Consider the following 24983-nt stretch of genomic DNA (forward strand, 5'->3'; position numbering starts at 1 on the left):
ACCATAATCACCATGACCCGAAATCTTGTTTGCCTCTGTGTCGTTGTCGTTGCGGCAACTTGGTTCGCCGCGAATCCTAACCAACCACTCCTGGGTGATGACGCGCCGTCGAAATCAAAGTTGAAAGCCTTGATCATCGACGGGCAGAATAACCACAACGCATGGCCCAAGACGACGATGATGATCAAGCGGTATCTGGAACGAACCGGCCGCTTTGTTGTCGACATCGAGCGAACGCGGTTTACCTGGAAGGGCGGTGACCTGGTCAAGCAGTATCCACTCAATGACGCAATAGTCTACGAGGACCTTCCCAAACCAAAGAGTGATCCGGACTTTCATCCGGCGTTCGCGAACTATGACGTCGTCATCAGCAACTTCGGCTGGCAGACGGCCGCTTGGCCGGAGTCGACGAAGCGTGATTTCATCGATTATGTTGCTGGAGGCGGCGGATTGGTGATCGTCCATGCGGCCGATAATTCGTTCGGCGATTGGCGTGAGTTCAATCAGATGATCGGCTTGGGAGGTTGGGACGGACGCAACGAGAAATCCGGTCCCTACGTGTACCTCAACAACGATGGCGAAACCGTCCGCGATGAATCACCAGGCGGAGGTGGCGACCACGGGCCGCAACACGAATACCCGATCATCATTCGCACGCCCGATCACCCGATTACGCGGGGTTTGCCGCGGATGTGGATGCACGGAACCGACGAGCTTTATCAAAAATTGCGTGGTCCGGCGACAAATATGACGATCTTGGCGACCGCTTACTCTGATCCGAAGTACAAAGGCACCGATCGACACGAACCGATGCTGATGACGATCGATTATGGCAAAGGGCGAGTATTCCATACTCCGATGGGGCACGACGACAGATCCATGGAATGCGTCGGTTTTATCACGGCGCTGGTTCGCGGCACCGAATGGGCTGCCACCGGCGATGTTACGATCAATGAAATACCAAACGACTTCCCCAAGGCGACCGAAGCCAGTCGACGCGAATTTGCGTCAGTCGGACTGACCGATTAGTCGGTTTGATGGCCGGGTTAATTCACTGGAACGGTTGGAGTATAACAGGACGCTGATTCGCAATGAGGCAATTCATCACCCGGCACCGCAGTTGAACCCCATGGACGCCCGCATTCTCGCCGTTGACGATTTGCACGTCAGCTTCAAGACCGACGACGGTTTCGTCCGTGCGGTCCGTGGCGTTTCGTTCGACGTCGCTGCGGGAGAAACCGTCGCGATCGTCGGGGAAAGCGGCAGCGGAAAGAGCGTGACGAATTTGGCGATGATGGGGCTGGTCCCCAAACCGCCGGGCATCATCGAGGCTGGCACGGCGATGTTCGATGGTCGCGATTTGCTTCAGCTGAACGAGCGTGAGATGCAGACGATTCGCGGGCGCCACATCGCGATGATTTTTCAAGACCCGATGACGGCGCTCAACCCGTTGATGACGATCGAGCAACAGCTTACCGAGATGACTCGGCTGCACCTCGGACTCACCAAACACGACGCCCGTCGCCGCGCGATCGAGATGTTGGGATTGGTCGGCATCACCGCGCCGGAGCAGCGATTGCGAGACTATCCGCATCAATTCAGCGGCGGAATGCGTCAACGAGTGATGATCGCGATGGCACTTTCATGCGAGCCTGAATTGTTGATCGCCGACGAACCCACCACGGCTCTTGATGTGACCATCCAAGCCCAGATCATGGACTTGCTGGCCGACTTACAGGAACGCAAAGGCACCGCGATCGTCTTAATCACCCACGATTTGGGAGTGGTCGCCGGTGTCGCTGACCGCGTGATGGTGATGTACGCCGGACGGATCGTCGAGGAATCTCACGTGCGTCCGTTGTTCGCATCGCCACAACATCCCTACACGATCGGTTTGCTCGGTTCGCTCCCCAACGTCGAATCGAATCGCGACGAACCGCTGCACGCGATTCCCGGCCAACCGCCGGACATGTCGCTTGAATTACAAGGCTGTTCGTTCCGGGATCGTTGCCCGCACGCCTTTGAACGCTGTATCAGTGATGATCCGATTCTGACGCCACGACACGGCAATGAAGAACATCTTGCGGCCTGCCATGCGGAGATGCCCCAGTGAATTCTAACGTCGCGACGCAAACGAACGACGCTACCGAATCGAACACGAACGGAGGATCGCCGCTTCTATCGGTGCGTGATTTGAAAGTCCATTTTCCGTTCCATCGAGGTTCGTTGTTTTCTCCTGAAAAGGGTGTGATTCGCGCCGTCGACGGGATTTCGTTCGACATCGCCAAAGGCGAAACACTTGGTTTGGTCGGTGAGTCCGGATGTGGCAAGTCGACTACTGCGAGGGCGATTATCAACCTCGTGCGCCCGACCTCGGGCGATGTGCTTTTGGACGGAAAATCGATCGCCGGAATGTCCGATGCGTCGATGTTGCCGTACCGGCGGCGGGTGCAGATGGTGTTTCAGGATCCGTTTGCTTCGTTGAACCCGCGGATGACGGTCGGCGGGATCATCGGCGAGCCGTTGGTCGTTCATTCGCTCGCCAGAGGACGCGATCGCAAGTTGGAAGTCATGCGGTTAATGGAATTGGTCGGATTGAATCCGCGATACCTGAATCGTTACCCACACGAGTTCAGCGGCGGGCAACGACAACGAATCGGGATCGCTCGGGCGCTCGCCGTCGAACCCGAGTTGATCCTTTGTGACGAGCCGGTCTCGGCGTTGGATGTTTCGATCCAGGCCCAGATCATTAACTTGCTGATGGACCTGCAACAAAAGCTGGGTCTCGCCTACCTGTTCATAGCTCACGACCTCGCCGTCGTTCGGCACATCGCCAACCGAGTCGGTGTGATGTATCTCGGCCGATTGGTCGAGTTGGCAAAATCGGAAGAGCTCTACGTCGCGCCCAAGCATCCGTATACGGAGGCATTGTTGTCAGCCGTTCCGGTTCCGGACCCGGAGATCGCGTCGTCCAAATCGCGGATCGTGTTGCAGGGCGAAGTACCCTCGCCGGATCGGTTTTACCCAGGATGTGCGTTCGCGGATCGGTGCCCGGTGAGAGTTGAACGATGTGACCACGATCGACCGCCGCTGCCCGCCAAGTCCCATGCGGCGGCGTGTTGGGTCCGCGAAGACTTGTAGTTACCAAGATTGCTTGACCGCGACCGTTTGAAATTTCCCCACCCGTCCTCGCTCTACAATCCAAAATCATGAACGTGTCCGCAGCGCCTGAGAAGACTTCCAGTCGTTACCCTTGGTTGCACCCACGCGATGAGATCATGCAGACGATGGCGCGAATTTATCGCTCCCGCATGACCACCACGTCAGGCGGCAATCTGTCCATTCGAGACGACAACGGAGATGTTTGGATCACGCCGGCGCGGATCGACAAAGGGAGTTTGAAACGAGACGACATCGTTTGCGTTCACGCCGACGGCACGGTCGACGGTAAACACAAGCCGTCTTCCGAGTATCCGTTTCACAAAGCGATCTACGAGGTCCGTCCGGACATCAAGTCGGTTGTTCATGCGCACCCGGTGGCTTTGGTGGCGTTCAGTATTTGTGGCCAAACACCCGACACCCGCATTTTTCATCAAGCTCACGCGGTGTGTGGTCAAACAGGATTCGCGCCTTACGCGTTGCCCGGTAGCGAGCGTCTCGGAGAGAGTATCGCGGAGCAATTTGCGGCGAAATGCGATAGCGTGATCTTGGAGAATCACGGCGTCGTCGTGGGCGGAGATTCCTTATCGCAAGCGTTCGAACGTTTCGAAGCATTCGAGTTCGCCGCCAAGACGATCATTCGCGGTCGTCAAATCGGAGACATCAAGTATCTCGATGAGTCTCAACTGCAGATGGCCCGCGATCGAAGCGTCGACTTGGAGTCGATGGATCACAACACACCCACACCCGCCGAAAATGAGTTGCGGCGGCAACTTTGCGAGTTCGTCAGACGTGGTTGTCGGCAAGGATTGTTGATCAGTACCGAAGGAAGCTTTTCGGCGCGGGTGAGTGACGATTCTTTCTTGATCACGCCGACACAACGCGACCGTGAAACGTTGCAAATCGGAGATTTGGTTTTTGTCAGCGGCGGGAAACGGGAAGCCGGAAAGAAAGCCAGCCGAGCGGTGTTCGCTCATCAGGCGATCTATCGCAAGCATCCCAACGTCAAAGCAATCGCGTTTGCGCATCCAGTCGCGGCGACAGCGTTCAGCGTCACCGACGCCGTGTTTGATTCAAAGATGATCCCTGAAAGCTATGTGTTCTTGCGAGATGTGTTGCGGATCCCGTATGGCGTTCAGTATCAAAACGACGGAACCATTGCCGATCACATCGCGGACTCAACTCCCACGGCGGTCCTCGACAATGATGGCGTGTTGATTACCGGTGGTACGATTTTAGAAACGTTCGACCGTTTAGAAGTTTTTGAATCCACGGCCGAGGCGCTGGTCCAATCACGGGCGATCGGTCCTCTGTCGGCGATGCCGGATAAGGTCATCAATGAGCTCAAAGATGCGTTTGGTTTGAAGTAAGGGCCATTGATACAAGCCCGACGCGCGAGGGCCTGTTGATTTAATCGTAACCCGAAGCGTGAGCGAGGGATTCATCACCATTAAGTCCTTTGTAGGTATCCCTCGCTCACGCATTTTGAAGTTGCGCTTTTTGTGAGTGAGCAGCCAGATTGGTATTGCAAAAATGGCGGGGCCAGCCCATGACGAGTTGTTTGTTGTTTTCACCCTTCACGTTGAAGGCCCCACCGATGATCATCGTCGCCGAAGTCGCCCCTAAACTCAAGACCTTCCTCAGCCACACCGGGCTCAAACCGCTGGCCCAGGCGATGATGCTGCGAATCGTCCTGGCCTTCATCATGCATCGTGGACGGATGAGTTGCAGTGCCGCTGCTGGTGCGATCGCCGCCGAACCCATTCACCGGGGCGAACTGACGCGATTTTTGGCTCGGCCGCGTTGGCAGAAGCACGACTTCAACGAGCCATTGATGCGAATGTTGCTGGCCAAAGAAAAGAAACGCGGCAAGTTCCTGTTCCTCATTGATGCCACGTTGGTCAGCCAAGCCGGTAAGAAAACGCAAAATACGTTTAGCACTGGCAATCGAACTCGACGCAAAATCAAGAAAGGCTTTCGCTACAACAAGAAGAAGGTCGTTCGCAAGAACGTCCACAGCTTCACGTTCGGATTGCTGATCACTCCCTCGGGAATCCGAATCCCGATGCAGATCCCTCACCGAACCAAAGAATACTGCCAAGAACATGGCATCGAGCATATGACCACAGCCGAGGCGGCTGCGGAAATGGTTCGCACGCTGCCGCTGGATGATGACGCTGAAGTCGTCGTGCTAGGCGACACCGCCTACGAATCGGAAGTCGTTGAAAAAGCGTGCGAGGATAAAGGATACACCTGGGTTTTCCCAGCCAACCCCGAGCGGGTTTACGAAGGACCGACTGGGCAGCGTGCCAAGTTGCGATCTCGACTGAAGGATTGGACGAGTCTGTCGCTGAAGACCATCAGGCTTCGAGCGTCCACGGGCAAGTACGCTGATTACCGGCGACTTTCTAAGTGGCGTGTTGGGCCGAAAATGAAACCACGCGTTTACTACGCTCATCAGGAAAGACGGCAAGTGCGAAGCGTTGGCGACGTACAGATCGTTTTTTCGACAATGAAACCAGACCTAGCGAAGGCGACCCCTGGCGACGTGAAGATCCTGATGACCAACGCGGTTTGGCTGAGTGTGAGCGAGGTGTTGGAGTTGTACAGCGTTCGTTGGCAGATCGAGATCACCCAAGCGGAATGCGTATCAAGAACGAGCTTGTATCGACTCGCCGCTTGAAATTACAGTGTCTGTGGCTGCTTTGATGCAATTGGTCGCGTTCTGCCGCAACCGCCACGCTCAAAGCGATTCACTCGAAACCCTCGTTTGCGTGCGTGGATTGAAGTCTTAGTAACCTGCAATACACGCGTAAAACGCCGAGGGTTTTCGAGTTTTCTAAATAAATCGCAAATCAAGCTTCGCTTGATTGAGGTCTAGTGGCCACGAAGGGACGCGCGGTAATCACCAGCGCAACAGGGTCATTTATTCAAAACACACACTTAGGCCCCATTTTCCTGAGCGATTTTGAAATGCCAGAAAGGTGGGCGGATATGGGAGGAGTCGATTGGCCTGCATCGGTATGGCAATGCATTTCTGCGATTTCGATATTCAGTTTTGGATTGATCGCTTACCAAATTGTTGATGGCTTTGAAAACGTTCGGAAAGCCCGCGAACCGACTGAAGCAGCGAAGCGAATCGCAATCCAATGCGGCATATGGATTTCTAGCATCCCGTTCTTGTTTGTCATTCTCACGGTACGTACTGGAGTACTCGATCGATACTGGATGCCGCTGCTTCCACTTGTTTTGGTAAGCCTTGCAGAATCGCTACTGCGACCAAGTGCGAGTGAGGTTTCAAGATCACCGCCAGCGTTATTGGCTACTGCACCGCATCGACCTCCATTTGCCATCGCGGCAACTTGTTTTTTGCTAATACTCGAGTTGTCTTTCTCTGTCGTTCTAGTGAGAGATTTTTTGACCTTCAATGCTCGGAGGTGGCAGCAATACGAAGCGTGGCTCGATGAAGGCTACATCCCGCACGACATTGATGGAGGGCGAGACATGAACGCTTGGTTTCGTAGCCTCGAGGACGTTGATACTCAAATGCGTCCGGGGGGGACCAAGGCATGGTGGACGAGCTTTGCAAAGGTTGCCATGTCGATCGGTCCTCGACCGGGTTGGCGAGAAACAGGGCGACTTCGGTGGTACGCTTGGATTGACCAGCAGGAGCATGAAATTCTGCTCTTGGAGAAGCGATAACCGAACGTTCTTTCATAACGGCCACCTTAGGAACCACGGTTAGCAATTTGAATCCGAAAGAATCAACCTAAGGTCGTCAACAAGCACGCCACACAGCCCCAATTGGCTATGGCTTGGGTGTCGCTCTGGCTTGGAAGTCGCTCTGAAGCCGGGTCGTCATCTCGTTCGTCCAATCTTTCGGTTGTGTCACGGCGATCCAAGCGTGGATGTAGCTTGCCGGTGCGTAGTTGTGCCCGAAGCCGATTGGTACCGTCGTCGCCATCGGGATGTCAAAGGCCGCTTGCAGGAACGTCACAATCGGATACCAACGCAAGTGGGGCGAAACATCGGGGCCTCGCGGGTCGTTCAACCAATCCGGACGCGTCCAGGCTAGATCCGGCGAGAACCAAACCATCGGATCGCTCGCATGTTGAATATACACATTGCGCATCGGTCCCCATGGCCGGTCCGGTTCGAGCGAGTTCGATTCGCCGGTGAATCGCAGCAGGCGTCCGTCACGAAAAGTGGGTAACCAACTCGGACTGTCCGGATTGCGACTGGCGATCGCCGATCGCCATTTTTGACTGGGAAACGGCGGCCCCGACCAAACCGACCCGTGGATCGGGTCCTCAAATATCTTGAACAGATCGGCCGACCGTTCCGACCCCAACGAACCCAAACTTAAGCCGTGCAAGTACAACCTCGGCCGATCCGACGCAGGCAAGGTCTTCCAGTAGTCATAGACCGCGTCGAACAATGCCAAACCGGACTCGATGCTGCGACGGGGATCGACGACGATGGTGATCCACGAAGGCAAATAGGAGTACTGCATGCTGACGATCGCACAGTCGCCGCCATGAAGGTATTCCAGCGGGTCGACCGCCGATGGGTCCAACCAACCGGTGCCCGTCGGGGTCGCGACGACCAACACGGATTTGTCAAATCCGCCAGCTCGTTTGAGTTCCTCGAGAGCAAGTTCGGCACGTTCTCGCATCGTGGGCCTTGAACGCATGCCGACATAAACACGAACCGCCGGCGGAGTCGGCTTGCCCCAGAACTGACTGACCGCTTCCGACGTTGGTCCCGTCGTCAAGAACGACTTGCCCTGGTAACCAATCGTTTCCCAGGAGACCAGCGACGCGTCACTACCGCACATGCTCGAGTCGGCGGGTGGATCCATGCCGTCGTCAACCAATTCATCGGCTTGGGCGAAGAACGAATCGGCGGCATCCAATAGTGAGCGGACCACGACATCGTTCGCAAAAACCATGGCCGTGAAGGCAACTAACGAAAAGCCGAGGGCAATGGAAAAACGTCGCGGGAAGAATCGCTCGAGCTTTGCCGAAACCCATTGGCACGCGACCAGAAACCATCTCGCCGCGGCGATCAACAGTCCCGCCCATAGGATCGCGATCAACGCAACACGAAATGGGTAAGCGGTTTCCAGGTCGGGCATTTCCATCAATTCGCGGATGGAGTTTTGCCAAAACGTCATTCGCCACAAGAATGCCATGAAGGTGATCGCCACGATCACGCCGCTGGTCCACCGCGATATGGTTTGAATTTTCGGCGGCGGCTGTCGAAATCCGGCCAAAAGATAGACACCGACCGCCGCAAACCCAACGGCATATCCCGCCGCGATCGCGAATCCGGACAGCAAGCCTTGGGTGACGAAGTGCCGGGGTAACAACGACGGCGTCACCGACGCGGCAAAGAAGAACATGCCGACGACGAGCCCGACGAACGAAAAAGATCGTCCGTATTGAATCATCGAGTCGGCAATTTTCTTACTATTCAAGATTGCTCAATCAACGGTGCTGCCCCACCAGTCGGCATTGGGTTGCCAATCGGGTTGCAGAATGCGGGCATGACTCGATTCCAGACGTTCTTTGCCGGGCCCTTGTATTTGAGCCATCCGTTTGGCTGCTTGATCGGGATCGTAACGTGGGTCCGGTTCGGGAAACTTTGCGTCAACCGATTTCAGATATGCCATCAATTCGGCTTTCAATGACGCCACCACTTCGGGATGCTTGGCGGCGAGATCGGTTGATTCCGACACGTCGCTGGGCAGATGGTAGAGTTCGTCATGTCCATCGAGATGGTAATGAATCAACTTGTAATCACCGCGCCGGATCAGCGAGGACGGTTCACCACCTTGGTTATCGTAATGGGGGTAGTGCCAGATCAAAGCCCGATCTTGAACTGATTCGTCGACCTCGCCTTGGAGGACCTTGGCGAGCGAAACGCCATCGAGGTGTTGTTCGGGGCGCAACGGCAATCCGGCCAAGTCCAGGATGGTTGGATAAAGGTCCGAACCGGTAACGGGAACATCCGAAGTGGCCCCGGCGGAAACTTGTTTGGGATAGCAAATGTAATAAGGTTCGCGGATGCCGCCTTCCCATTGCCTTCCTTTGCCGCCACGCAGTGGTAGGTTGCTCGTCGCGAACCCGTCACCCGACGAGACGCCCCCGTTGTCGCCGGTAAAGATCACGATCGTATTGTCGCGATCCCCTCGAGTTTCCAACGCGTCCAAGACCAGGCCCACGGCGTCGTCGAGCGTTTCCATCATGCCCGCGTAGACCGGATTGTCTTGAATCTGCCGAACCGGCAACGTTCGGTCGACTTTGAAACGATTGCCATCGGCCGGTGCCGGCGGAGCCGCGTCGCGGTACTTTTGCCAACGCTCTCGCGATGTTTGCAAGGGTGCGTGGACGGCATAAAACGACAACATCGCGAAGTACGGTTGATCGTCGACCGAACCGATGAAGTTTGCCGTTTCGCGGGCCAATCGCATCGTCAGCGATTCGCCGTCGGGCCCGTTCTCTAGTTTGGGATTTTTATACGGTGCAAAGAAGCCACCTGGAGGCGAGCCGGCATGATGTCCGCCGACGTTGATGTCAAAACCGTGGTCGGTCGGCAACGAACCCTCACCGCCAAGGTGCCATTTCCCGGCGAAGAACGTCCGGTAACCGGATTGTCCGAGCGCTTCGGGCAACGTCACCGCCTCGGCGGGAAGCTGACGCTCGTATTCGGCCGACAAAAGGGCTTCCCCGCGATCGAAATCCATTCCCGACTTGCCACCGATCCACTGGGTGATGCCGTGCCGGGCCGGGAAGGTGCCCAACTGGATGCTCGCCCGCGAGGGGCTGCACACTCGGCAATTCGCATAACCCGCGGTGAACCTCATGCCACTCTTGGCCAGGCGATCGATATTCGGTGTTCGGTAATATGAACTGCCTTCAATCCCGATGTCGTGCAAACCGAGATCATCGACGAGGATCAGGACGACATTCGGACGCGATGGAGAGATCGGCTCCGCGCTCAAATTGGATGGGAGAACCGTCGCCAAGAACGCGGCGGTCACAAACATGCGGAGTGCAAACATAGAACATCAAGCAGATTGGAGAATCAGTGCTTCAGAGACAAAGTAGACAGGGTCGAAACGTAGGCTGGGTCGAAGCCGCTTCGGCGAAGACCCGGCAGGCCCGGTATTATACACCAACGAGTCACATCAACTCACATCACCGGCGAATCGATCGATACTGGCGGATCGGCCGCGAACGGCTAAACTTTCGGCATGAATTCAACAATCAAACTCGCGGTCCACGGGGCCGCCGGACGAATGGGACAACGTGTCGTCGCACTGGCAGCGGCCGAGGACCATGCCCCCCGTCAATCTCGATTCCAAATCGTTGCGGCGATCGACCATCCCGATCATCCGAAAATGGGACAGGACGCCGGATTGGTCGCCGGCATTGGTGAATTGAACACGACCTTGTCAGCGACTTGGCCGAGCGAAGCCGACGTGGTCATTGATTTCTCGTTGCCCGAAGCACTCGATGGTTGCGTGGATGCTTGCTTGAAACACGGTATCCCGCTCGTCGTTGCGACGACCGGACTCAGCGACGCTCAAAAGGAGAAACTGGCGGAGGCCGGCAAGAGTCTCCCCATCGTTTGGGCGCCGAGCATGTCGTTGGCGGTGAACTTGTCGATGCGCATCGCCGCCCAAATTACTACGGCTTTGAAGGACGTCGCCGGCGGAGTCGACATCGAAATTTTAGAACGTCATCACCGCTTCAAGGCTGACGCGCCCAGTGGTACGGCGTTGAAGTTTGGAGAATTGATCGCCTCGGCGATGGGCGGAGAAGTCGATCATATTCACGGCCGCGAAGGCCATACCGGTCAACGCACACGAAACGAAATCGGTTACCACGCCATTCGTGTCGGCGACAATCCTGGGGAGCACACGATCGTGTTCGGGATGCTCGGTGAACGGATCGAGTTGAATGTCGCCGCCAGTAACCGAGACTGTTACGCCTCAGGAGCGCTCGCAGCGGCACGTTGGTTATGTGGGCCGAGCGATGGCACTGCCAAGCCCGCCGGACTTTACAACATGTTCGATGTTCTTGGCATGAGTGATGAGTAATGTCGGCATCGCATCAAGTCGTCGTGGGTTCGGGCCGACGTATCCACTTGGGCATTTCAACCTGTCCGAATGACACGTTCGCCTTCGCCGGTTTGTTGGAAAATCGGGTCGACACACGGGGGCTGCAATTCGTAATCGATCTGCTCGACATTGATGAACTCAATCAAGGTTTGTTCGGCGGTCGGTTCGATGTTCTCAAAGCGAGTTTTCATGCGGCCCTGTTGGCGAGCGAGGAAACCATTGTCCTACCAGTCGGCTCGGCACTCGGTTTCGGCGTGGGGCCGCTGTTGTTGTCCGCCAAGCCGGGCATGTGTCCCGGAGCGACATCGGATAGTCCCGAAGCTTTTCGCGAACATGCATTGACGTTGTGTCCAGGGGAACACACAACGGCGAAGTTGTTATTCGATCTGTTCTATCCTGAATCGACCCGCGTCGAACATGTCGTGTTCTCGGACATCATGCCAAGTTTGGCTGCCGGCACGGCGGATTTCGGTGTGTGCATTCACGAAGGCCGGTTCACGTACCAGGAGTCCGGGTTGCATTGCGTCGAAGACCTCGGCGAACGTTGGGAAGCGACCACAGGAAGTCCATTGCCGCTTGGTGGGTTATTGATGCGGACGCGACATGACGAAGCGACGATGCATTGCGTCGTCGACGTCATTTCCGATTCCCTGCGTCTGGCCCGCGACGCGCCCGAAACCGCATTGCCCGCGATGCGACGATACGCTCAGGCGATGGATGACGCGATATTGATGCAGCACGCCGATCTTTATGTGAACGAATGGACACACTCTCTCGGGGAGGTGGGGCGTGCAGCCTTGGATAAGCTATCGGAAATGGCCAAAAAATCCGGTAAAGTGGGAGACCAATCGCCCGGTTTACGCGTTTTGGGTTAGGCGTTTTGATTGTGAAGTAGCCACGCAATAATTAACCTAGAGTATCGAGTCCGGCATTTGCCGGACTTCAACGGCGACGGACCGAAGCTTCTCTTCTCTTCCCAATGCACGGCCGCATGGACTCCTCCTCTTCCTCCATCCGACCCGAAGCCTCGACGGTGCATCGCGCCGCTTCGACCGATGAAAAATCGTTGTATCCGGAGCAATCGAGAACCAAGGACTCTGAGTTGGACAACTTGGAGGGTGCCGACACGGTCATCCGCCAAGACTTCTTTGACGCCATGGGTGGTTCCTCGCGACGGGTCGAAGACGGACAACGCGAGTTGCTAGGTGGAGCATCGATCAGTGGAGAAAAATCGGAGGAGCCGGGACGACACGGTTCGAGTCGCTCGCGAGCTGAAACAAACTTCGACGGCAGTGAGGGCGACCGGGCGGGCGGCCCGATGCACGCGACACCGGCCTCGCTGACACGCGAACTTCAAGGCCAACGACTCAACCATTTCGAGCTACTCGAGCAGATCGGCGGTGGCGGAATGGGAGCGGTTTTCCGCGCCCGTGACGAGCGTCTCGGACGAACCGTGGCGGTAAAAGTCGTTCCGTTCGCGGCCGGCGATCCTGATTTGCAACGTCGGTTTCGTAACGAAGCTCAGAGCGCCGCGAAACTCGATCACCCGTTGATCGCGCGGGTGTTCGAAGTGGGAAACGACGGACCGTGGTATTACATCGTCTTCGAATACATCGACGGGTCCAACATCCGTGACATTGTTTCGCAGGACGGACCATTGTCGCTCGATGATGCCGTTTTCTATACGTGTCAAGTTGCCGAAGCGATCGGACATGCGTCCAAACGCGGGATCGTTCACCGCGATATCAAACCGTCCAACGTCGTCGTTACGGAGGCCAGTTCGATCAAACTAGTCGACATGGGTTTGGCTCGCTCGGATAACTTTGAAACGAGCGAGGACATGACCGCCAGTGGCGTGACGCTGGGTACGTTCGATTACATTTCACCGGAACAGGCGCACGATCCACGCCTGGCGGATATTCGCAGCGACCTGTATTCGCTCGGTTGCACGTTTTATTTCATGCTAACCGGTTCACCGCCGTTTCCCGGTGGCACGATGCTGCAAAAGTTGCTCAATCACGGCAACGCCGCGATCCCGGATATCCGAGACGAGCGGCACGACGCCAGCGAAGATCTCCATGCGATCTTACAGAAGATGTTGGCAAAGCAACCGGATCAGCGTTATCAGGATTCGCAAGCATTGATCGCCGATCTGCGTGAATTCGCCCTACGCGAAGAATTGCCACGCAGCAGCGGCGTCGATGTTGTCGCCGTTGAAGTTGAAAACCGATTGTTACAGGTTTTCTTGTCACATCTTCCCTGGGTGGTCGCGGCGTCCGTGTTGTTGGCCAGTGCCGGTTGGCTGGAGATTCTTTCATGGCAACAACGGAGCGAGTTTAGTTCCCAACTGGCGGCCACTGTACCATCTTCTGCGCTGGAGTCTCTGCCGGATCGATCGGCGGGGCAATCGCCCAACGGCGAGACGTCGGATGCCGGTCAGCAAACCCCATCAGGTACGGCGGGGATTGTTTTGCCTCAAGCGGATCCACTGATCAAACCTTTGTCCGGCGTTTCCAGTGCGTCGCAGGGGCAATTGCCCGGCATTCCGCGTCGCGATGGGACGTTCGAAGAGGCGACTGCACCGAAATCAGCCGATTCGGACACCACTGCGGCCGCATCCGAGATGACACCGAACGATCCCAACGGACGCCCAAAAAGGATTGCCGACACCGCACCATTCCCAGGTTTACCGTCAACGGATCAGCTTGGTAGTGTCAATGCAGCCACGGATTCCGCGACTGCCGCAGCGCCGGGCGGGAATATGGCGGAGACGGGGGTGGCTGCCGATCCGCAAAAGCTCGGTTCGGTGCGTCTGCCGAGTGACCCGCCAAGTTTTGGAGGGTTTCCGTTTCCGATCAACTCGAATGACAACGAGGGGAAAGCATCCTCGCAATCCGAAGGCGATTCGGTTGCCATGGGAACGGACCTATCCGATCGTACTCTCGCCCAACTCATGCTGGCCGACGCGACCAAGGAATCGTCCTCGTCGGAGGATCCGGCCAAGAAAGCGACCTCCGTCAAACCCGTGCTTCCCATGATCGGCACTTCCTCCGACCCGATGTCGAACCCGACGACGACAAGTCCTGCTTTAACGCCGGACGAAATGGCAGCTCCGGCTGAGGTCAACGTGATTCGCGTTGTCGAGGCGGCATCAATGCAAGATCAACGTTTGCTAAACCAACTTCGAACCGAAGGGATCCGCCCGACCGCGACGCTTCGCGAAGCAGTCGAGCTTGCCAGAACGAGCAATGCCGAACGCATCGAACTCAGCACTCCTTTATTAGTCAGCGAACCGATCGTGATCGAGCAAGATGATTTGGTGATCGCGTCTTCGGTTCCCGGCGGAACGTCGGTGGTTTTTCGTTCCGACAATGAAGTCGATATGCAACGCAGCGAGATGATTTCGATCGGATCGAATCGAATCGAGTTCGTCGACACTCATTTTTATTGGACAGTGCCGGTCACCGAAACCGACGGAGGTGGTCTGTTGTCGATGACGGCGAACCGACGAGTTCGTTTGACGGATTGCTCGATCACGATCGACAATCCATCGCGACGTGACGAAATCTTTGCGTTCAACGTGGTGACGCAAGCAAAATTAGCCACCGAACGAACCCTTCCAGGGAGCGAGACGACATCCGCCACGACCGAACCCACCCCGGCCACGTTGCCGCTGGTTTCGATCGAGATGTACAACGTGATCGTACGCGGCGAAATCTCCATGTTGCGGATGGATCAGGCCGCCGAATTGCAGTTGCTCTGGGAGAATGGTTTGTTGGCTGTCTCTGGCCGAATGATTGAAACCGGTGGCTCGGTCCAGCGGCCTCAGCCCCGGTCTGGCTCGATCCGTTTGTCGATGCAGCGTCTGACCGCCTACACACCTCAAGGGTTGTTGCAGATGCGTCTGAATTCGAACACATCCTATCCGGTCGAGATTGAACGACGGGCCGAGGAAAGTGTGTTCGTCGTTGACCCCGGAATGCCCCACATCGAAATCACCGGAACGTTGAGCGAAGACCGTGACGTCGATTGGTTGAGGCTTCGTGGTTCGTCCAACGCCTACGAAACCGACGCCACGTTAAGTGACCCGTTGTTGATCGTCCGCGACGTATTGGGACAAACGAACACGACCACCATGGACGATCTCGCCGACGAAATTCCAGCCTGGGCCGACGATCGCACACCCCGATGGGTTGTCCGTTGGAGCGATCCGCTGCCGACCTCGATTTCGCCCAGTCGCATGATTCCAGCAGATTTTCGTCAAGATGGCTCTTTATTCGCCGGATTCCAAGAAAGAAGCTTGCCAAAAATGCCGATGCAGCGAACATTTGACAATCCCCCCTATGAGTGACTTTAATAGGGCGGTCGTAACCGTTCGGCAAACCCACCTTTTTTTTACCCACCCTGTCTAGATTTAGGAAACAACTCGATGAAACGCATGGCTCTCGTGATGGGCATTTTGACTTGCATGGTAACTCCGTCGTTCGCGATCAGCGAATTCGGAAAGCAATTTAAAGATCAAGTGATGGAATCCGACGCCTCGGAAGACTTCAAGAAAGACGTAAAGAAAGCAAACTGCTACATTTGCCACGTCAAAGGCGAAGACAAGAAAAAGGTCCGTAACGAATACGGCAACGCGGTCCACAAGTATCTCGACGGTGAAGACTTCACCAAGGAATACCTCAAGGAAAACCCCGAAGAAGCCAAAGCCAAGATCCTCGAAGGTTTCAAGAAAGCCAACGAACTGAAGAGCAAAGACGGAAAATCGTTCGGCGAAAAGATCAAAGCCGAAGAACTTCCCGCCACCGACGCGGGTCTTGATTCGTAAGTCGTTTCAATCCAACTGAATTGCCAGCCCGGAGGATCCTGTCCTTCGGGCTTTTTTGTTTGGATCATCGGTTTCATCATCTTGAATGATCTCATTCGTACGATCGATCTGCCTTCTCTTCCCGGTTGCGATCCGTACGACAACCAACGTCTGATGCGAGTGAGTCAATCGATGGACGGTTTGCCATTGATTGAGTTTTTGCAACGACTTCATCCGCCCACCCCGATCCAACAGTGGCAATCATGGATCGCCGACGGCGCGATCACATCGGACGGCGTCACTTTGCATCCGCGGGCTCGTGTCCGTTGCGGCCAACGGTTGATTCATACTATGCCCGACACGATCGAGCCGGAAGTTGCCCGGCGGATCGGCATCGTCCACGAAGACGCCTCGATCCTCGTCGTCGATAAGCCCGCACCGATGCCGGTTCATCCGAGCGGACGATTCAATCTCAATACGTTGACGCGGTTGCTCGAATCCTACTACCCCAACGAAACCCTACGGATCGCCCATCGACTGGACGCCAATACGACTGGAATCGTTTTGTTTTGTCGAACGCGCCGCGCCGCCGGCCTGGTTCAACCTCAATTCGAATCACGCAAGGTCCGGAAAGAGTACGTCGCTCAGGTGCACGGAATGGTACCTTGGGATCGTCACGATTGCCGACTGCCCATCGCCCGGGCCACTCAGGTTGAACCGTCCAGTCAGGTTGAAATGGTGCAACAGGCAGATCGTTCAATACGATCGGTCGATACCCAAGGGGCGCGGGTCCCCCATGAACAGGGCCAATCGGCACAGACTCAATTCCGGGTTCTCGATCGCGCGAACGAGCACAGCCGCGTCCAAGCGATTCCGATCACCGGTCGGACCAACCAAATCCGTGTCCACTTGTGGTCACTCGGCCATCCGATCGTCGGCGACCCGTTGTACCTGCGTGATCAACGTTTGGGCGAACAACAAACACTCGCGGTCGATCAACCGCCGATGCATCTGCACGCTCGATCATTAACGATCGTCCACCCCGACACGAACGAGCCGGTCACCTTCCGCCGTCCGGCCGCGTTCGAAACCAACCTTTGATCAAAATCCTTATAAGCCTGACTTCCCAAAGATCTCGATTTCAGAGATCGATACCGGATGATCGGACTCGGAAAAACGGAGCGACAGTTGCAGTTGCTGTGCTGTCACTTTTGGTAACTCGACGAAGTCGGATTCGAACTGGTCGCCGGACCACGTCTTTAGGTCGGATCCATTGAGTTCGGTACATCTCGCGAAACTCTTCCATTACCTAGGCGTTAAGGCGAGTTGCTTGTTAGATCGGACTGTTCCGGAGCCTTCGGTTCGAGCTTGTCTATTCCGAAATCGATATACTGCCCGCCGGTCGATTGGCGGCACGAGATGGCGACCGTGTTGATTCCCGAACGCAGTACGTTCGGATCGATCTCAAAAGTTTCGTATCCCGTGGTGAATCCACCGAGAGACAGGACGAGTTTCCCATTGATATACATCTTGGCGTCTTCATCGTGCCAGATGCGAATCGCAATCCGTTGAGGAACTTCGCCGACGATCTCGATGTCGCGGCGAACCCAAATGTTGGCTGTGTTCCAACGCGTCCGCACGACGCCGTCTTGGTTTCCAAAGCCGCCCGGTCCTTGCCGCCAACTTGAATCGTCGAAGTCCGCTTCGAACCAAGCGTTTGATGGTTCAACCAAGGTGTACGAATACGTCGGAGCTGAATTCTCGCTGGTGGGGACCAGGACGATTCGCTCTGGTGCGACTGGCATCGGAGCCCATCCTGATGATTTGGTTTGATCTCGGCTTGCGTACTTGGACCAGACCTTATCGTTGTAGAGCAACTGTAGAAAAACGCCGCCGACAACCGGTCGTGCATCGAAACCGACCTTCTTGGCAGTTGATGTATAGTACCAATCGGTCATGGGAGTGCGTTGCGGCGTTGAGCTGAGAAACTCGTGAACCGGTTCCACCAACGCGTCGAAGTCGGAACGATCTTGCGTGAGTGTGGCCGTCCAAAGAACCCAATCAAGTTTCGTGTAATCGGACCGGTTATCCAGTGGCAACCCAAACTTATTTTGAGTTTTACGATAGAACGCCATTTCCGTTTCGGCGACGGAGCTTGGGAAAAGCCCCAAGCCCAATAAGCGATCCCAAACCAAGTTGTACTTTTGGCTCCAGGTTCCCTCGCGATCGAATGCCAACCGATAGTGATCACCATCCCGCGCGGCTTGCATCCACTGCTTGGCGTAGTTTCGGGCGACGTTCAAGAAATGAGCGGACTCTGAATGAAGTCCGCGTTTCTCGCACATCAACGCGTATGCACCCAAACCACAAATGGCTTTCGCACTTAAGTTCACGTTGTGTGCCATGTGTCCGGCGAAGTCGTCGGTGCAGAGTTGGTTCTCGGGATCGAAACCTTTTTCTTCAAGGTAGTTGGCCCACTGCTTCAATTGTGTCCAATAGTTTTCAGCGAACTCGGTGCTGTTCTCCATTTGGGTCAAGGCACCGAAGAGGATCAGCAGGTTGCCGGATTCCTCAACCGGCATTTGACCATCTTCGGTTCGTTCGCCACCTCCGTATCGCTGACCGTTCGCCTTGGGATAAGTTCCCAAATCGTGAGGAGCATAGGGGAACTTCCAACGATCCGAAGCGGCATACTCCATGAAGGGAACGAGCACGGATTTAGTAAGTGTCGGACCGAACAAAAGGAACTGCGGCATCATCGGATAGAACACGTCCGAAGTTGCGATACATCCGTTGGAATGATTCTCTTTACAGAACTGCAGCGGTTGCCCGTTCTCGTCGGCGACAAACTTGCCGGCGGCAAGGCATTGGCGATATGCCAGCGCTGCGATCTCGGCGTACTTTCGCCCGCCTGCTGCGGTTAGATCCGCCATGAGTTCTTGGTCAAACGATTGGCATTGTTCGATCAATTCATCATGCTCGTTCATCGCGGCGGAAATTGAATCGCGGGCCTCCCATCCGTCTTTACGCCAATACGGACGCAGTCGCGATTTCATGAACTCGATCGAATACAAGTCGTCATAGGCAATCAACGTTGTACACGAGACCGGCTGCTCGCTTGTCTTGCCCAACGACATCGTGATCGCCGCAGCAACGTCACCCGCTTTGGCCGGAAACCGATCGGCCGCTTCGTCGGTTCGGATCACGCCATCGTTTGCAAACTGCTGGCGGAGAGTATCCGCGTCACCAAAGCTCGCCACCGTTTGGAAGTGGTCAAACGCCGAAACATACAAGTAGCCCCAATCGATTCGAATATCATCGCCCGAACGTCCTAAAATAAGCTGAGTATCGGTACCTACCTCGAGCGTCTTGAGCCCATCGATCTTCGGCAGCGATCCCGAAACCAATTGGTCGCCGACATCACTGGCCAACTCACCCCGTGCATCGAAGTAAAACTCGATCGAATGTGGCTTTCCGTCGCGTGACGCCACGTTGCAGTCCAGATAGGTTGTCGGACGACTGATGATCGAAAGATCGTACGGCAGTGATGGCGTTGTGAAGGTAAGAGTTACCTCGATCGACTTTGTTTCAAACTCATAGATCGTTTGCGTCGGATTGACGCGAACGGATCGCTGTTGCATCGCGGCGATCGTTTGAGGACTTTCGCCCATCAATCGATAGGCGGTTCCATCGACTCGAACGATCGCGGCCATGCGATGACGGGCACCGGTCCAATGCGTCGTCGGAACTTCCCACAGTTTGTCGGCTTGGGACCAAACGCTGAAATACGGATCGCAGGCAATCAGCGGTACGGCAGGCGGACGGAACGCATCATCCGATGCGGTCGCAAAACAGGCCATCACGAGGGATGCGACGACGACCGCAAAGTGCCGGTTAGATTGAACGAACTTGAGTGGCATCATTACGATCCGGCCTGGACGAGTAGGTGAGTTGAAGAGAGAAAATATCGAGCTTTTTAGGAAGACGTGTCATTCGCGGTTTCGACCGTGACGGCCATGACCACCGGTGCGGAAACATCTTCCCCTTTGATGAATTCGATTTGCTTAATCGAATCCTGACGTTTCGGCTTGATGCTGAGGTATCGCATCTGTTGGCCCTTTTCGAATTCAAAGGCGAACTGGCTTCCTGAGACATCGTTGCGTTGCAGATAGTCGGCGAAGTGGACGCCATTGATCAGAGGATGATCCTCGATTTCTTTGTCGCGATAGTGGAGCCGCACGGTCATCGACACACTGGGCTCTTTGATGAACGGATAACTCCAACCTCCCACACCGCTGAGTAGATGGATCGCCTTGGCGGCCATTCCGCAGGGAATCGTGACCGATTTTGGCATTCTCGAAGGAATGGGTGCCGAGTCGCTGTGCAAACTAATGATGTTGCGACGCATTTGGCCCATCGGATCAGTGAGCTGAAAGGGCACTCCGTGAAAGGTTTTCGGAGTCCAATCGGGAAAGACGAATCGATCCGGTCCGTCGTTGTGGAAAAGTCCCTTCGAACTGATCGCGGTCGCGTAGGGCGCTAACTCGATCGGGACGTATTGATGTTTTTCGACGAGGAACGCCAGCAAATCCGACATGTCCGTGCGACCGATGGATTTCTCAAATCCTTCGGGCATGATCGACTGCGATGAAATGAACAATTCTTCCACATCATCTCGCAGGATTCGATTGGTCTTGCCATCGGTCGTGACCAATCCGATTGATGTTTTGGTTTCGTCCGAAAGCATCCCGCGAAGGATCATCCCGTCATTGGTCACGATGGTGCACGAACGGTAATTGGCCTCGACGTTGCGATTGGGATCCAAAATATGTACGAGCAACTCGGATCTCGGCAGGACCGCCATTCCCGTCAGGTCAGGGCCAAGACGATACCCTAACTCGCGATGAACGTGACATTGCGAACAATTCTTGATGAACACCTGCTTGCCATTTTGGGCGTCGCCGCGATGCCGAGCGGTCCAAGCATAATCTTTGAGAACTGCGAATCGATCTCGTCGGGGTAATTCGTCGCCGGCGGCCAAGAGATCTTTCGCCGATCGCCTGATCTTTGGATCCGGATGTGAAATCAAATTCTCCCGAGTAGCGAGCGATAGGTCCGACAACACGAGTCGTCCTTTTTTGGCCGCGTCCAACATCTCAAGTGTCGCCGCCGGTCGCCGAAGGAGTTGAGCCATGGCGGCCTCGCGGGCCGGCGGCTTCATGGCGCTAAGTCGACCAATCAACTCGCTGCCAAGTCCTTCCCAGCGACAGTTTTCTAGCGATTCGACCAGCCCAATCGCGACCGGCTCCGGTGTCATCGCTGTGATTTCATCAAGCAACTTGATGGCAACGCGACGGTCGTTTGGTTTGAGGTCAACGGCCTGTCTCGCTGCGGCAACTCGTTGCTCCACGGAAAGATCGCTTTGGTGAACTTGAGCCAACAGATCGTCAACGGCTTGTTCGGTTGCTTTGGCGAATCGGCGGCTTCCCCAAAGAGACGCCAACCGCACCAGTTTCGCTTTGGAGGCCGCCGGAACACGAGCTGCGATCGATTCGAGCTTCAAGTCCACGATGGTGTCGATCGAGGAACTTTGTTGATCGTGGGTACCGGCGGAAAAGCCAGAGATCACCGCTTCGATGACGTGAGGCTCGACGGTATTCAGTTCCGCCAGCAGCCTCGCGTCGTCGGACCGTTCGACGCCGCGCGATTCGTCACGCGCGTGATGTTCTGCGACGCGTTCGATGATTCCGCATGCCGTCACTGGCATGCCGCGCTGGTGTTGCAATCCTCTTAAAACCGCGTCACTGTGCATCGCGGAGGCGGAAATCACTGCATCGGGTATCCAGCGGTCGGCCAGATTGTTGGGATCGTTAATAGCCGCCAGTAACGCATTGCCGATTCGGGCATTACCGATGCGGGACATAGCGGGCGAATTGTCGCCGAGGTTATGGTTGCTGTTGTCCGGCGAGAAGTCCGACACGGCAAGCAATGCCGCCAGACGAACGTGCCGATCGGGATCAACGAAGAGTTTCGCATCCAACAGGCAATTCATCGCCATCCAGGTTGGTGGCAAAACGCCCGCAGCGGCACGACGAACTCCCGCGGACGGATGCCGCAATGCGTCGCAAACGGATTGGCAAGCGGATTCGTGCCAGGCTCGCTGCATCGCGGTCGCATCGGCACGCGGGGGTATTAATAGCCCAAGCCCGTCGAGGGTCCACAAAGCGTGCATCACGCCAACGTTCAATCCGATCGCATCGGTCGATTGATCTCGCACGAGGCCGCACAACGCATCACAAACGTCCGCTTGGCCTCGTTCAACGAGAAGCCGTTGTGCGTGTTTCCGAATCAACATCGTCGGATGCGATAACGCGTTGATCAGCTGATCGGAATGAACACCTTGAACATTGGGATAATCCGAAACCGAATCGTTCGGTTCCGATTGATCCGCGACGATGCGATAGATCCGCCCTCGTTGTTTGTCTCGCAACTCGGTCTCATACGCGCCACCTTTCCCGGATTCAAATCCGTCGGGCGTCGGGTTGTGCTGAATGATGTAATTGTACCAATCGATGACCCAGACTTGGCCGTCTGGTCCAACTTCTGACATGATCGGTGCCGTCCATTCATCATCGCTTGCGAGCATGTTGAAGGCGTTGGTCGAACGGAACTCGGTTCCCTGCCGACTTAAAACAAACGCGCCGACTAAATGCCCGGTTGGTCCATTGACGAACGCGACTCGGTTCCAATACTGCGACGGATATTTCCGAGCCGTGTAGAGGGCGTGTCCTGCTGCCGCAGTGAATCCGCCGTGCCAATCGCCCTGACGAATGTTCGACGTAATGGGACGAAACAGATGGCTGTCTGCGATGGACGACAACGTTAATGACGGAAGCCAACCGTGGACGCGTTCATAATAACGATTCGCGATCGGCATGAAGACACTCGGGGTGCCGTTGGCGGTCGAACCAAATACAAAACCCTCTTCGCTAAAGCCGAGACCCCATGTGTTGTTATTGGTCGACCGGACAAACTCCACCTCGGAACCATCCGGCTTCATTCGGAAGAATCCCATCCGAAAGGAATCCTGATCGCTTTCGCCCCCGACCGGTGCCGACTGGTTGTAGCCTTGCATTCCCCAGATCCAATTGTCCGGGCCATATTGAAAATTGCTGACACCGCCGTGCGTGTCGCTCATCTCCCAGCCCGACAACAGCACACTGCGAATATCGGCGACATCATCGTTGTCGGTATCTTGCAGAAACAACGTCTCGGTTCCGTTCTGTACGATCACGCCGCCAAATGAAAACGCGATGGTCGAAGGAATGCTCAATCCCTCCGCGAAGACGGTAAACTTGTCGGCCCGACCATCTCGATCGGTGTCTTCGCAGATTCTGATCCGATCGTTGCCACGGTTATCGTCAGCCAGCGAGTTGGGATAGTCGACCGTTTCCCCGACCCAGCAGCGTCCGGCGGCATCCCAGGCCATGCAAATCGGTTTGCCACCTAAATCCGGTTCCGCCGCAAACAGCTCGACATGAAAGCCATCGGGAACGACCAGATGCTGCAACGATGCTTCAGGAGAGAGCGGCTTTTGCATCAGCCGTTCTAATTCGGGTTCGCCACTGCCCGCTTCGGTCGTTCGGTAGACGGGAATTTGCGGCCCGACATCCTGCATCTCGAGCGGGGGCAGATCGTCGGGAGTTGCGGCAATCGATGGCACCGGGAATGTCGCCATTGATTGATAGCTGCCTGTCGATTCAGGAGCGTTCCCCGTCGACCAACGCAGGCCTCGCTCGATCAAATTCTGAAAACCCGGATGCGTCCATGTTCGACTGTCGTGCCCCCTGGCGGTGTAGAAAACTCGGCCTTTTCCATACGGTTTGATCCAAGTCCACGGCTCGCGACCGTTCGAGTCGGCTCGGTACTCCAAGACGGTCCGCTCGTTCTCTCGATGGTGACTATGAACATAAGACTCGTCCCAACTTTCAAAGCCACCATACCCTTGGACGATCGGATGAGAGAACTCAGAAACGTGGGCGCGAAAAACCCCCGAGCCGTGCCGATCAAACTGGGCACCGACCAAGTTGATGTATTCGGGTGAGTTACGGAAACAAGCACTTGCACAGTGGATCGGCAAGAAGCCGCCACCGCTAGACACAAATTCATACAAGGCGGACGCTGCCGCAGGATCGATCTCCAAAATATCCGCGTAGAGAATCACCGCGTCAAAATCCGCGAGATTTTCTTGGTTAAGATCCGCGAGACTTTCGGTGTAACTGAACTGAAACCCACGAGCTTCCAAAGCCGCCTCGAGTTCGACGAAGCGGTTCTTCGGCTCGTGATTGCGTCCCGCATCACCCAAGAACAAAACACGAATGTCGGTTGGTTGCTCGGCGAACCCAAATCGACCGATGGCCAATCCAAACCAAACCACGACAATGCAGATCGCGACTCACCTGTGGTTGCAGGAGCGGGACATCGACAAGGATCGTGAATTCAAAGCGGGGCGGCTAAAAAGCAATTGTCTAGAAAGCATTGGCAGAATCGTTGCTAAGCACGATTGCAAAAGTAAATCAACAAAACACGTAGACGAGTTTCTGCGAGAGTCGCAGCATTCAACGTCTCGGAGAGACGCTACTACGTGTGATTCGCCCAAAAAGTTATGGTCAGGTGCCTAGCGCCTATCCGAAAAGGGGTCTGACCCTTTGGAGGCGAGTCGATATTGATTGCGTTTCTGGTTTCGCCGGAGAGGGTCAGACCCCTTTTCGGATAGGCTATTAGGTTGTCACCTAATTTTAGTTCGCAACCGAGCAAACGTGCATGCGAATAAGCGCATAGACCCTGTGAAAAGTCGCAATGCCGTCAATATGGCCCGACCGCCCGAAT

Annotated in this window: 15 protein-coding genes; 11 read left to right on the forward strand and 4 right to left on the reverse strand. The window is 55.6% G+C overall.

Going from position 1 to position 24983, the window contains the following annotated elements:
* The first annotated feature begins 12 nt into the window (after positions 1–12).
* The 6 genes from Pla100_RS22765 to Pla100_RS22790 all read left to right on the forward strand — a co-directional run bounded on the left by Pla100_RS22765 (position 13) and on the right by Pla100_RS22790 (position 6861).
* Positions 13–1029: a ThuA domain-containing protein gene (locus Pla100_RS22765; RefSeq protein ID WP_146580500.1), complete on the forward strand. Its 1017-nt coding sequence runs from the start codon at positions 13–15 to the stop codon at positions 1027–1029.
* A gap of 100 nt (positions 1030–1129) precedes the next feature.
* The gene (locus Pla100_RS22770) at positions 1130–2113 is read left to right on the forward strand and encodes an ABC transporter ATP-binding protein (RefSeq protein ID WP_146580502.1); all 984 of its coding nucleotides are present in this window, start codon (positions 1130–1132) and stop codon (positions 2111–2113) included.
* Complete coding sequence (locus Pla100_RS22775; RefSeq protein ID WP_146580504.1) at positions 2110–3141, forward strand: ABC transporter ATP-binding protein; 1032 nt, start codon at positions 2110–2112, stop codon at positions 3139–3141. Before Pla100_RS22770 ends, Pla100_RS22775 begins: the two co-directional genes overlap by 4 nt.
* Before the next feature lie 68 nt (positions 3142–3209).
* Positions 3210–4529, forward strand: coding sequence for a class II aldolase/adducin family protein (locus Pla100_RS22780; protein WP_231603400.1), 1320 nt, complete (start codon positions 3210–3212; stop codon positions 4527–4529).
* A 179-nt stretch (positions 4530–4708) separates the two neighbouring features.
* Positions 4709–5842: a transposase gene (locus Pla100_RS22785; protein WP_146580506.1), complete on the forward strand. Its 1134-nt coding sequence runs from the start codon at positions 4709–4711 to the stop codon at positions 5840–5842.
* Positions 5843–6663: 821 nt separating this feature from the next.
* Positions 6664–6861, forward strand: coding sequence for a hypothetical protein (locus Pla100_RS22790; RefSeq protein WP_146580508.1), 198 nt, complete (start codon positions 6664–6666; stop codon positions 6859–6861).
* 106 nt (positions 6862–6967) lie between these two features.
* Here Pla100_RS22790 and Pla100_RS22795 read toward each other — a convergent pair whose 3' ends face one another.
* Both Pla100_RS22795 and Pla100_RS22800 read right to left on the reverse strand, forming a co-directional pair.
* Complete coding sequence (locus tag Pla100_RS22795) at positions 6968–8638, reverse strand: alpha/beta hydrolase (RefSeq protein ID WP_231603401.1); 1671 nt, start codon at positions 8636–8638, stop codon at positions 6968–6970.
* A gap of 6 nt (positions 8639–8644) precedes the next feature.
* Positions 8645–10225, reverse strand: coding sequence for a sulfatase (locus Pla100_RS22800; protein ID WP_146580510.1), 1581 nt, complete (start codon positions 10223–10225; stop codon positions 8645–8647).
* Positions 10226–10417: 192 nt separating this feature from the next.
* Between Pla100_RS22800 and dapB the strand changes: the two genes are divergently transcribed.
* The 5 genes from dapB (at position 10418) to Pla100_RS22825 (ending at position 17195) form a co-directional block, all read left to right on the forward strand.
* The gene (dapB, locus tag Pla100_RS22805; RefSeq protein ID WP_146580512.1) at positions 10418–11266 is read left to right on the forward strand and encodes a 4-hydroxy-tetrahydrodipicolinate reductase; all 849 of its coding nucleotides are present in this window, start codon (positions 10418–10420) and stop codon (positions 11264–11266) included.
* Positions 11266–12162: a 1,4-dihydroxy-6-naphthoate synthase gene (locus Pla100_RS22810; RefSeq protein ID WP_146580514.1), complete on the forward strand. Its 897-nt coding sequence runs from the start codon at positions 11266–11268 to the stop codon at positions 12160–12162. Before dapB ends, Pla100_RS22810 begins: the two co-directional genes overlap by 1 nt.
* 116 nt (positions 12163–12278) lie before the next feature.
* Positions 12279–15638, forward strand: a complete 3360-nt coding sequence (locus Pla100_RS22815; RefSeq protein ID WP_146580516.1) for a serine/threonine protein kinase — start codon at positions 12279–12281, stop codon at positions 15636–15638.
* Between the two features lie 78 nt (positions 15639–15716).
* The gene (locus Pla100_RS22820) at positions 15717–16115 is read left to right on the forward strand and encodes a PD-(D/E)XK nuclease family protein (protein ID WP_146580518.1); all 399 of its coding nucleotides are present in this window, start codon (positions 15717–15719) and stop codon (positions 16113–16115) included.
* 81 nt (positions 16116–16196) lie between these two features.
* Positions 16197–17195 carry an RluA family pseudouridine synthase gene (locus tag Pla100_RS22825; RefSeq protein ID WP_146580520.1) on the forward strand — a complete coding sequence of 333 codons (999 nt, stop codon included), beginning with the start codon at positions 16197–16199 and terminating at the stop codon, positions 17193–17195.
* A 215-nt stretch (positions 17196–17410) separates the two neighbouring features.
* Here the strand turns inward: Pla100_RS22825 and Pla100_RS22830 are convergent, their stop codons facing one another.
* Complete coding sequence (locus Pla100_RS22830; protein ID WP_197168166.1) at positions 17411–20017, reverse strand: glutaminase family protein; 2607 nt, start codon at positions 20015–20017, stop codon at positions 17411–17413.
* A gap of 53 nt (positions 20018–20070) precedes the next feature.
* Entirely contained in the window at positions 20071–24531 is a 4461-nt protein-coding gene (locus Pla100_RS22835; protein WP_231603403.1) for a PVC-type heme-binding CxxCH protein, read from the reverse strand.
* Positions 24532–24983: the final 452 nt, after the last annotated feature.

Origin of the sequence: Neorhodopirellula pilleata, assembly GCF_007859915.1 — a bacterium.
Classification (GTDB): domain Bacteria; phylum Planctomycetota; class Planctomycetia; order Pirellulales; family Pirellulaceae; genus Rhodopirellula; species Rhodopirellula pilleata.